7 protein-coding genes are annotated in these 11,149 nt (G+C 67.6%); 3 read left to right on the forward strand and 4 right to left on the reverse strand.

All coding sequences use genetic code 11. The features are described 5' to 3' along the window. Positions 1–447 precede the first annotated feature (447 nt). On the reverse strand, positions 448–1,245 hold the full coding sequence (locus ALA01S_RS28770) for a metallophosphoesterase family protein (protein ID WP_066342780.1): 798 nt from the start codon (positions 1,243–1,245) through the stop codon (positions 448–450). Further along, positions 1,242–2,357 (reverse strand): diacylglycerol/lipid kinase family protein, encoded by a 1,116-nt coding sequence (locus ALA01S_RS28775; protein WP_084268048.1) that lies wholly within the window; start codon positions 2,355–2,357, stop codon positions 1,242–1,244. The genes ALA01S_RS28770 and ALA01S_RS28775 overlap by 4 nt, the downstream gene beginning before the upstream one ends. 158 nt (positions 2,358–2,515) lie before the next feature. Between ALA01S_RS28775 and ALA01S_RS28780 the strand changes: the two genes are divergently transcribed. The 3 genes from ALA01S_RS28780 (at position 2,516) to ALA01S_RS28790 (ending at position 7,886) form a co-directional block, all read left to right on the forward strand. Continuing rightward, a complete protein-coding gene (locus tag ALA01S_RS28780) occupies positions 2,516–3,499 on the forward strand; it encodes an HD-GYP domain-containing protein (protein ID WP_066342783.1) in 984 nt (327 codons plus the stop codon). A 144-nt stretch (positions 3,500–3,643) separates the two neighbouring features. Continuing rightward, positions 3,644–5,827: a putative bifunctional diguanylate cyclase/phosphodiesterase gene (locus ALA01S_RS28785; protein WP_066342785.1), complete on the forward strand. Its 2,184-nt coding sequence runs from the start codon at positions 3,644–3,646 to the stop codon at positions 5,825–5,827. A 430-nt stretch (positions 5,828–6,257) separates the two neighbouring features. Beyond that, entirely contained in the window at positions 6,258–7,886 is a 1,629-nt protein-coding gene (locus tag ALA01S_RS28790; RefSeq protein ID WP_066342786.1) for a galactose oxidase early set domain-containing protein, read from the forward strand. A gap of 109 nt (positions 7,887–7,995) precedes the next feature. On the opposite strand, the gene ALA01S_RS28795 is transcribed toward ALA01S_RS28790, so the two are convergent. After that, on the reverse strand, positions 7,996–9,288 hold the full coding sequence (locus ALA01S_RS28795; RefSeq protein ID WP_066342789.1) for a hypothetical protein: 1,293 nt from the start codon (positions 9,286–9,288) through the stop codon (positions 7,996–7,998). Between the two features lie 46 nt (positions 9,289–9,334). After that, positions 9,335–9,964: a fibronectin type III domain-containing protein gene (locus ALA01S_RS32375; RefSeq protein ID WP_084268051.1), complete on the reverse strand. Its 630-nt coding sequence runs from the start codon at positions 9,962–9,964 to the stop codon at positions 9,335–9,337. Between the last annotated feature and the right edge of the window lie 1,185 nt (positions 9,965–11,149).

An 11,149-nucleotide genomic window follows, 5' to 3' on the forward strand; every position in this document is an offset into this window, starting at 1 on the left:
GGTGCGCTTTCGCGGGTATGACGGAGAAGGGTGCGCAGCGCTCTTGCCACGGGCGGGCAGCGCACCCCACTTTCCCCGGACAGCCATGTGCCTTCGCGGGCATGACGAATTGGGTACGAAACACGTTTGCCGACTTGTAGGAGGCCCGCTTGCGGGCCGAATTGCAGCCGGGGGAGGGTTCGGCCCGCAAGCGGGCCTCCTACAAGGCACACGCTCTGCGCAGCCGACGGCGACGAGCCCAGCCGCAATGGCCTGCCCAGGCGCGAAGCCACGCGCAGCAAGTCGAAGCGCCGCGCCTGCCCTACGCCCGCGGACCGCTTGCCGCCGGTGGTCGGTGCGGTGGCACAGGTGTTAGACCGTCTAACACCGTGTTCTGGGGGGCCTGCGCCGCGCCGTCCGCCGCGGCGCCGCTGGCGGCGCGCATGCGGCGGCAACGGCCACCTCCGCTCACCGCGACAGCATCGCCCGCGTCCTGTGCACGCACGCGAACTCGCCGCCGCGCGGGTCGTAGTCCCAGCGTTCCACCTCGCAGTGCCGCGCCCCGTCCGTGCCCTCGTGGCGCAGCAGGTTGACGGAGTTGGGCAGCTCGCCGCGCACGCGGTGCGAGATGGACGTGCCCGCCTGCACCAGCCACACCGCGCGCGCGCCGGCTTCCACCCGGTCGCAGCGCGGGCGGTGGGTGTGGCCGCCCAGCAGCAGGTCCACCCCGGCCTGCGCCCACAGCGACAGCGCCTCGCGCGGGCAGCGCAGGCGGTCGCCCAAGTCGCAGCTCTGCACCGCGTGCAGCGGCTGGTGCGTGGCCACCACGCGCAACTGCCCCGGCGAGGCCTGGCGCAGCCGCCGCGCCACGCGCTCCACCTGCGCGGCCGAGAGCTCGCCGTGCTTGTGCCGCCAGCGCCGCGTGGTCTTGACCAGAAGCAGCAGCAAGTCCTCGCGTTCGAGCTCCGGCTCCAGCTCCGTGCCAAAGGCCTGGCGGTAGTTGCCGTAGGGGCGCAGCAGCCGCTGCACCAGGTCGTAGAGCGGGATGTCGTGGTTGCCGGGCATGGCCAGGGTCAGCGCGCCGGGCAGCGAGTCGGCAAAGCGGCGCGCGGCGGCGAACTGCTCGCGCCGCGCGCGCTGGGTGAGATCGCCCGTCCACACCACCACGTCAGGCTGCTCGCGCAGCGCCAGGCGCCGCAGCGCGTCGCGCACCTCGGGAATCTCGGCGCCGAAGTGCGCGTCCGACACCTGCAGCAGCCGGCTCATGGCTGGCCGGCCGCGCCGGCAGCGCCCGCGGCCCCTGCCCAGACGGCCGGCGCCGCCCGGGCGGACGCTGCGCCGCTCGCCGCATCGCTGCCGGCCTCGCGGGCCGCCGCGCCGCCGGCCGGCACGTCCTGCGCATCCCCGGCCGGCACCAGCAGCCGCAGCGGCGTGGGCGAGACGGCGAAGGTCAGCGGCGTGCGCATGGTGAGCACCTCGCCGTCCAGCGCCACGCGCAGGCGCCGCCCGCGCGCGCCGTGCGCGGGCGTGACGGTGAGGCGCCGGAAAGAGAAGTCCACCGCGTTGGCCGCCTCGGCCAGGCGGCCCAGCGCGCCGCGCAGCGCCAGCCCAAGCAGGCCCAGGCGCCCAACGGGCTTGACCATCACCGCCGTCAGCGAGCCCGCGGCGGCGGCCTCGGCCAGCCCAAGCTGCTCCAGTTGCAACCGGTTGTTGCCCACGAACAGCGTGGGCGTGCGCACCACGACGCTGCGCCCGCCCAAGTCCAGTTCCAGCGTCCACTGCCGGTGCTGGCGCAGGATGGTGCCCAGCGCCGCCAGCATGGCGTTGAAGCGGTAGCGGCCGAACTGCTTCTTGAAGCTCTCGCGGTCCTGCAACAGCTGCGGGTACAGGCCCAGGCTGGCGTTGACCAGGAACACCCGGTCGTTGAGCAGCCCAAGCTGCACCGGCTGCACCCGCGCCGTGAGCAGCGCGTGCACGGCCTGCTCCATGTTCGTGGGAATGCCGTGGTTGCGCGCGAAGTAGTTGAAGGTGCCCTGCGGCAGCACGCCCATGGGCAGCCCCGCGGGCAGCAGCGCCTGCGCCACGGTGTTGAGCGTGCCGTCGCCGCCGGCGGCCACCACCGCGCCGCCCTGCGCCACGGCCCAGTCCACGGCTTGGGCGGCCACCTCGGCGGGCGGGCGCTGCCCGTCGATGCAAAAGACCTCGTGGCGCCGGCCCGCGGCCTGCAGCACGCCGTGCAGCGTCTGCAGGCGCTCTTGCGTCTCCAGGTGCCCGGAGCCGCAATTCAGGACGATGGCCAGCGCCAGGCCGGCACCGTCGCCGGCCTCGGCGGGCGCCTGGACACGAGGGTCTGCGGCAGCAATCGTGGTGGTGGGCATATGGCCGCGCCGCAGCAATGTGCGTTCCCGTGACTGAACGGGTAGGTGCGGCCCTAAACACGGGCCAATTTCTGCCGGAAACAGTCTTGTGACGACACGTCCGCGGGCGGGGACTCAGCCCCGCCATGGCTCGCAAGCACAGGAATCACGACCACAACATGAACGACGGACACCTTCTAATCCTCGACGACAGCCCCGTGCAGCGGGCCGCATTGCGCGAGGCGCTGGGCGGCGAGCACCGGCTGGAGTTTTTCCGCGGCATTGCCGACGCCGCGGCCGTGGCGCGGCGCCAGGCGCCGGCGCTCATCGTGCTGGACGTGGAAAAGGCCGAGAGCGACCCGGCCGCCGCGTGCCGCGCGCTGTGGGCCGACGCCGCCACGGCCGACATCCCCGTGGTGCTCTTCACCCGCCATGGCGGGCCCGGCAGCCGCGCGGCGGCGCGGCAGGCCGGGGCGGCCGACTTCATCGCCAAGCCCGCGACGGTGCAGGCGCTGCGCGCGCGGGTGCGGCTCCAGCTGGAGCTGGCGCAGCCCGCGGAGCAGGGCGGCGAGTCGGCCCGGCGCGAGCTGCTTGGGCTGGTGGCGCAGTCCAACCGCCAGCGCGACGCCGAGTCGCAACTGCACCCCTGGCGCATGGCCGCCTACGCCGCGGAGCTCGCGCGCGCGGCCGGCTGGGACGAAGGCGGCTGCGCGCTGCTCGAAGCGGCCGCGGCGCTGCACGACGTGGGCGAGCTCGACATCCCCGACGGCATCCTGCTCAAGCCGCTCAAGCTCGATGCCGACGAGTGGGACGCCGTCAGGACGCATTGCCGCGCCGGCCACGCGCTGCTGTCGCGCCGCGCCGCGCCCGCGTTCCAGCTCGCGGCCACCATCGCGCTGCACCACCACGAGCGCTGGGACGGCGGCGGCTACCCCGCGGGCCTGGCCGGCAACGCCATTCCCGAGGCCGCGCGCATCGCCGCCGTGGCCGACGCCTTCGACGCCCTCACCAGCCGCCGCCCCTGGCGCAAGGCCTGGTCGGTGGACGCGGCCATGACCACGCTGCGCCTGGACGCGGGCACGCACCTGGATCCGTGCCTGGTTTCGCTGTTCGAGAATGCGCTGCCGCGCATCATGGAACTGCGCACGGCTTGGGCGCTGTGAGCGCAGGCGCTGTCCCGCGGGCAGGCGGCAGGCCCACAGTGCGGGAACAATCGGGTCGTTTTGCACGAAGCCCGTCGGCGGCGGGTATCAACACGGGCCCGCCCGGACCGATAAACCCCTGACTCCGCAGCCCCCGCGCCCGCCGTGCCCACCGTCTTCCCCGTTCCCGCCGTCGCCCAAGTGCCCACCGCGCCCGCCGCTGCGCGGCCCGCGGCCGATGCCCCGACCGAAGCCGTGTGCGCCGCGCTGCGCCACGAGCTGCGCACGGTCCGCTCGGTGGTGGACGTCCTCAAGGAGGTGGTGTTCCAGACCGACGCGGCGGGGCGGTGGACCTTTCTCAACCCGGCGTGGACCGACGTCCTGGGCCACGACGTGCAGGCCTCGCTGGGCACCCCGTTCCTGGACTGCGTGCACCCCGAGGACCGCGAGCGCAGCGCGGCGCTGCTGGCGCCGCTCATGGAGCGCGAGCAGGAGGACTGCCGCCACGAGATCCGCTGCGTGGCGCGCGACGGCTCCCTGCGCCGGGTGGAGGTGTTCGCGCGGCTGACGCTGGACGGGCAGGGCCGCGTCGTGGGCACCAGCGGCACGCTCACCGACATCACCGAGCGCCGCCGCGCCGAGGAGCGGCTGCGGCTGGCCGCCAGCGTGTTCGAGGGCACCCACGAGGGCATCGTCATCACCGACCCGCAGGGCCGCATCGTCGAGGTCAACGACGCCTTCGAAGCCGTCACCGGCTACCGGCGCGAGCAGGTCATCGGCCGCACGCCGGCGCTGCTGTCCAGCGGGCGGCAGGACCGCGCCTTCTACGAGCGCCTGTGGGAGCGCCTGCTGACCACGGGCAAGTGGAGCGGGGAGATCTGGAACCGGCGCGCCGACGGCGAGCTGGTGGCCGAGCTGCTGCGCATCTCGGCCGTGCATGCCGAGGACGGCGAGCTCACGCACTACGTGGGCATCTTCAGCGACGTGACGGGGCAAAAGCGCCAGCAGGAGCACCTGGAGCGGCTGGCGCACTACGACGCCCTCACCGGGCTGCCCAACCGCGTGCTGGCGCTGGACCGGTTGGGCCAGCTCATGGCCGGCGCCCACCGGCTGGGCCCGCAGGGCGGCCAGGTGGCCGTGTGCTACCTGGACCTGGACGGCTTCAAGGAAGTCAACGACCGCTTCGGCCACGCCCAGGGCGACGCGCTGCTCATGGCCGCGGCCGCCCGCATGCGCCACGCCGTGCGCGAGGGCGACACCGTGGCGCGCCTGGGGGGCGACGAGTTCGTGCTGCTGCTGGCACGGGTGCACGGCATGGCCTCGGTACAGCCGGTGCTGGAGCGGGTGCTGGAGTCGCTGGCGCAGCCCTATCCGCTGGCCGGCGAAGCGCCGCAGGTCTCGGCCAGCATGGGCGTGGCGCTGTACCCGGAACACGGGACCACGGCCGACCACCTGCTGCGCGCGGCCGACCAGGCCATGTACCGCGCCAAGCGGCTGGGCAAGAACCGCGCGTGCATGGCCGGCGACGGCGTGGAGCGCGCGCCGGCGCAGGCGGTGCTCATCGAGGAGCTGCGCACCGCGCTGGCAACCGACCAGCTCCGCCTGCACTACCAGCCCAAGATCTGCGCCCGCACGCGGCGCGTGTTGGGCGTGGAGGCGCTGGTGCGCTGGCAGCACCCGGTACGCGGTCTGGTGCCGCCCGGGGACTTTTTGCCCGTGCTGCAAGGCACGCCGCTGGAAGTGACGCTGGACCTGTGGGTGCTGCGCGCCGGGGTGCGCCAGCTCGCGCAATGGCGCGCGGCCGGGCGCGAGCTGGGCATGAGCATCAACGTTTCGCCCGGCACGCTGGTGCTGCCGGACTTGCCTGCGGCCGTCGCGGAGATCGTCCGCGAGGCCGCGCCGCTGCAGCCGCAACTGCTGGGTGGCATAGAGCTGGAAGTGCTGGAAACCGCCGCGCTGGCGGACCTGGGCGCCGCCAGCCGCGCCATCCAGACCTGCGCCGAGCACGGCATCTCCTGCGCGCTGGACGACTTCGGCACGGGCTACTCCTCGCTGAGCTACCTGCGCCGCCTGCCCGTGCGCACGCTCAAGATAGACCGCAGCTTCGTGAGCAACATGCTGGGCGACCGGGGCGATCTGGACATCGTGCGCGCCGTCATCGGCCTGGCCGAGGCCTTCGGCGTGGACACGGTGGCCGAGGGCGTGGAAACCGCCGCCCACGCGCGGCTGCTGGACGAGCTGGGCTGCAGCCAGCTCCAGGGCTTCGGCATCGCCAGGCCCATGGCCGCGCCGGCGCTGGAGGCCTGGCTGGACCGCCAAGACGGCCTGCGGCTGGAACAGGTCGCCTGAAGGCGGCCGCCCGCTGCGGGCAAGTCCGAGCGGCACGCGGGGTTTCATACCCGCCATTCAGGAGGGCTGTTGAGGCCAATAGCCCACAAACCGGTGTGAATTTCCTTGCCAAATAATTCCTGGGCCGCCTAAAAGGCCCGTCGTATTTACCAAAGGATTCCCTCGATACAGGCCGGAACAACTACACGTTAAGGCGTGGGGTTTTTTCCGCATGAGTTCATGCGCAAAGTGCCGCAAGTCGCAGCCGCGGGCGCGTGCTGCTTTTGTGTGCTGTTCTGCAGGTCTGCACGACATGGAATTTCCATATTTACCGATATCGGCCCAGCGCCACGGGTTCAAACTCAGTGCCTTGTGTGTCCTGGTGGCTTCCGCGCTGGCGGGATGCGGCGGGGGTGATTCACACAGCACGGCCCAAACGGACGTCACGGCCATGGAAATGCCGGAGGACGACAACGAGGCCCCGGTGGATTACGGCAGCGGCCCGGTCGCGGCGTCCGGTGCGGTGACCGAAACCCTCAAGGCGCTGGCTGCGTCCGGGGAGTTGACGTCTTCCTATGTGCCCACGTCCACCGGCCCCACGGCCTACAGCCAGGGCGCCTTCGGCCCGGCGTTTGCGTGGCCCGTGATACCGCTGCACATGGTTTTGTTGCCCGACGGCCGGGTATTGGCCTATGGCAGCGACGACAAGGGAAACCAGGGCGCCAAATTGTGGTACTCGCTGTGGGACCCGGACTGGAATCCCAATGTCGCAGGGGCCGATACCTCGCCCTTCCAATTGTTGTCCAATACCACCGGCACCGATTTGTTCTGCAATACGCAACTCGTATTGCCCGGCAGTGGCAAGGTATTCATGGCCGGCGGCGACCGCATGATCAACGGCGTGCGCAATTACGCCGTGGCCGATCTGGATTTCTTTGATCCGGCCACCAACACCATGCAAAAGCAGCCCACGCCCATGCAGTACCGGCGCTGGTACGGCACGGCCATCACCACGCAACGCGGCGACGTGGTGGTGATGGGCGGGCGTGACGACCGGGATTTCGCGGGTACCAGCACCAAGCCCGCCACGACCGCCACTTACGCGACGACGCCCGAGGTTTACGTGCCCGACACGGGCTGGCGCACGCTCACCGGTGCGGACAGCCCGGCCGCCTTTGGCGAGACCAAGGGCAACTGGTGGTATCCCAAGTCCTGGCTGGCGCCCAACGGCAAGATCCTCACCATCACCAATGACGGCTATTTCTACGCCCTGGACCCGACCGGCACCGGCGCGCTGACCAAGCTCAACGGGAAACTGCAGGGCACCAACTGGAATACCACCTCGCTGATGTATGCGCCGGGCAAGCTCATGTCCATACGCAACACGACACAGGTGGCGCTGGTGGACATCAACGGCACGCAGCCCGTCATCACGATTGGGCAGCCCATGAGCACGGCGCGCAAATGGGGCTTCTCCACCGTGCTGCCTGACGGCAACGTCTGGCTCAATGGCGGCTCGCGCAATGCCAATACCCTGGCCGACGCCGTCTACACCAGCGAAATGTGGAATCCCTCCACCGGCCAATGGACCATGACGGCCAATGCCGCCAAGCCCCGGCTCTACCACGGCAACACCATGCTGCTGCCCAGCGGCGCGGTGGTGGTGGGCGGCGGCGGGGCGCCGGGGCCGGTCAAGGGGCTCAATGCGGAAATGTATTTCCCGCCCTACCTGTTCAACCCGGACGGCTCTTTTGCCACGCAGCCGGTCATCAACCAGGTCACGCCCAAGAGTTTCAGCTGGTCCGAGAATTTCACGGTGCAAATGAGCACGACGGCGGCGGTGGACAAAGTGGTGATGATTCGCACCGGATCCTCCACCCATTCCTTCAGCAACGAGCAGCGCCGCATGGAGCTGGACTTCACGCAGGACGGCCAGAGCCTGACCGTCAAGGCGCCGGCCAAGGCCACCGAAATGCCGCCGGGCTATTACATGGTGTTTGCGCTGCGCAAGAACCCCAAGGCGGCGGCCGGGGATAACCGCCTGGTGCCCTCGGTGGCCAAGATCGTCAAGCTGTCCTGACGGATTTATCCGGCGGGTTTTCCGTCGCAAAAGCACAAACCCCGCATGATGCGGGGTTTGTTTTTTCAGCCGCCCGTGGCGGCTTGTTTTCAAGTGCTGCCTGGGCGGATTACTTGACGGTCAGGTTGGTGGGCGGTTGCAGCGTGGTGACGGTACCGCCGCCCGTGCCACCGGTGCCGCTGGTGCCATATTCAAAGGCACCGATGCTGGGCGTGGAGCCGACCGCCTTGCCGTCGAAGTCACGCGTCAGGCCCACGTTCACGCCCTTGCCGATCAGCGGCGAGCCGGCGGCCAGGCGGTAATTGGCATTGGCCTGGTCCACGAAGCCCAGGTCGGCAGCCGTGACGCGGCCGGTTTCCGACGAAGGGATATTCCAGGTCACGTAGGTGCCGGAATTGTCATAGGCGTTGCTGCTGTCGGCAGTATATTGAACGTTGCTGGCATTGGCATAAGACACAGCGTTGTTCTTGAAATTGATCGTGGCGTTGCCGCGAATCGGGTAGAAAACGCTATTGAAGCCGTCATTCGACTTGGATTCCAGGTCGAACGTATTGTTGTAGAAATTCAGATAACGGCCGGACTGGGTATTGTTGCCATACAGCACGATGCCGTTGTAATGGCCGCCACCGCGGTTGTAGATGACGTTGTAGCGGACGTTGACGTCGTTGACGACGGTGTCCCAATTGCCTTCGCCCAAGTAAATCTGCTGGCCGTTGTTCTTCCAGATGTTGTACTGGAGCGTGACGCGATTGCCGCCAAACCACTGGATGCCGTCGCCGTGGGTGACGGGGCTGTCGTTGTCGTGGATGTAGGAGTATTCGACGAGCAGGTCGTCGCCCTTGCCCTGGATGCCGTCCTCGCCGTTCTTATAGGTGCCGGGGTCGCCGATTTCGAGGTAGCGCAGCGTCAGCTTGTTGGCGCCGTAGGCGGCACGCACGCCGTACATGGCGTTGCGGGCCCAAATGCCGTAGCGGGTGGCGCCGTCGATGACGATGTTGCTTTGGGCGGCGTAGGCCGGGGCCTCGCCGATGCCGATGGCGAAGTTGCTGCCGCCGCCGTCGATGATGATGCGGGCATCCATGGCGGAGGACCAGCCGGTGTCGGAGCCGTGGTCGCCCTGCGTGGCGCGCTTGAAGGTCAGCGGGGCGGAAGCCGTGCCGCTCTTGCCCACGCTGAAGGGGCCGTAGGTGCCGCCGGCGATGTAGACCGTGTCGCCCGGGTTGAGGGCCGAGTACTTGATGCCGCCCAGGCTTGTCCAGGCCTTGGCCCAAGTGGTGCCGTCACAGGTGCTGCCGCAGGTGGCGCTCTTGTTGACGTAGAAGTTCGCAGCGGAAGCGGCGGTGGCGATCAGCAGGTTGGCGGCCAGCACGGCGCCGATGCGGGTAAGTTGGCGGGTATTCATGATGCTTGGGATTCGGTTGAATTATGGACGGCTGCTCTGGAGGTTCTCAAGGAATTTGCTTGCTCGCCTCGGAAGAGAATGAGCTTTCCTTGCCAGCGGAATCAACAGACGTCACTGCGAAGTAATACGTCGAACCGGACGCCAGATTGGAGACGGTATAGCTGCTGGCGCCAGAACCCACGCTGATACCGGAGCCCACCGACTGGGAATACTTGCCAGAGGCCGTGCCGTAATACACCCGATAGCCCGATATGCTGCTCGTCGGAGCCGTCCAGCTCAGTATGGCCGAGCCCGAGGGCGTGGGCGTCGGAGTGGTCGTCGTCGAGGCTTTGAAAACGTCACACTCCTTGACGGAACCGTAAGCTGGATCGCTGCCGAAGAAATCATTGTTGCAATACACCGTGCCGGTGATCCACTTTCCGATCCACTTGGTGCCCGCGCCGTAACGGACGTAGGTGCTGGCAGCCAGCTTAAAGGAACCCCATTCGCCGGCCTTTTTCGTCCAGGTACCGTCCGTGGAAGCCGGCGTGACTTCCATGGCAGTTTCGGAAGCCGTTGCCTTGGCAGTATCCGCTGCGTCATCGGTATTTCCGCCGCCACAGGCGCTGAACAGGACAGCGGTCGAGATGACGGACGCCAGCAGTGCGTAACGAGTGGTGTTGACGATGGATTCCATGGTTGTCAGTAAAAATAGACAGAAAAAAGCTGCCCCCGCGTCCGAATAAGGCTGCCGGGCGCTTGAACAATTCGACTGTGTGTTTATGCGAGTGGGCCGGATAAGATCGGCGCTTCACGAGGAAGTAGTTCGCATATTCACTGCCTCATATGTCAGGAATATCAAACATGGCTGAGACCTCCTGTTTTTCGGAAACGGCAGGACCGGTTGTACCGGCCTTTGTTACCAAAGATTGATGCTGAATTCCGTGCGCCGACCTATTCCAAATCAAGCGACGTCCGGACGAATCTCTACCAAGGCGACAGCCTCAGACATTGGTTTGTGAACTGCTACACGGCGTTTTTCCGGAAATTGCTTCCGTCAGCGGTTCTATTGCCGGCCACAGAAAGTCGGTCGAAAGCCGACTGCAAGCCAGCAATTGGGTTCGGACCTTGGGCAAAACCCTTGCGTCTGTAATTTACGCTTACTCGGTTTACCATCTGGAACAACACGGCGCAGGAATGATCAAAATGAAACCTGCGCTCATGGGAACACCTATTGCTGAGCTTGGGACTGTGCCCATCACGGCGCAGATGATAAATATGGAACTTCAATCGAGGCAAGCATGATCACAATGCTTGTGCTCAGATACATTCGACACTTATCAGGGAGTTTCTGAGACAGGGAAACGAATTGCATTTGTGGCGCCGCCATGGTGGAAACCAAGCCAGGCCACGGGCACCCCGCCGCCGCGGGCTGAACCACGGGTTTTCCCAGCTTACGGCGTGGCTTCACCGGTCCAAGGAGGCCGGTCAAGAAGGCGGCGTGTCACCCGCACGCTTGGTAACGGGACCAGCGCTTGAGCACGCCATCTGTGTCTTGCGACACCGTGGCGGAACCACCGGGATGTGTCTCCCTGCAGCCGTGCCTCCACTCATGTCTGTCCGTCGCCAGCTTTTCGGCCGTCACGGCTGTGAATGAAGATGACGCGCGCAAGAACCGTGGCAAAGCACCTGCGCCCAACGGGGCGGTGCGAAACCGGCGCGTTTGCCGACACCGGTAGCTGTCAACGCCGGCGACTTTTCGGCGCTTCCTCAATCTCTGTGACGGGGGCCGGGTGGCCCACATGATTGAGCCGTTTGAACTCGAGAACGCAAGCACACCCTGGTCGTCATCCCCGGGCTGTCCTCCTTGCTGGAGGCCGTG

It is taken from the genome of Azohydromonas lata NBRC 102462 (genome assembly GCF_001571085.1).
GTDB classification, from domain to species: domain Bacteria; phylum Pseudomonadota; class Gammaproteobacteria; order Burkholderiales; family Burkholderiaceae_C; genus Azohydromonas; species Azohydromonas lata.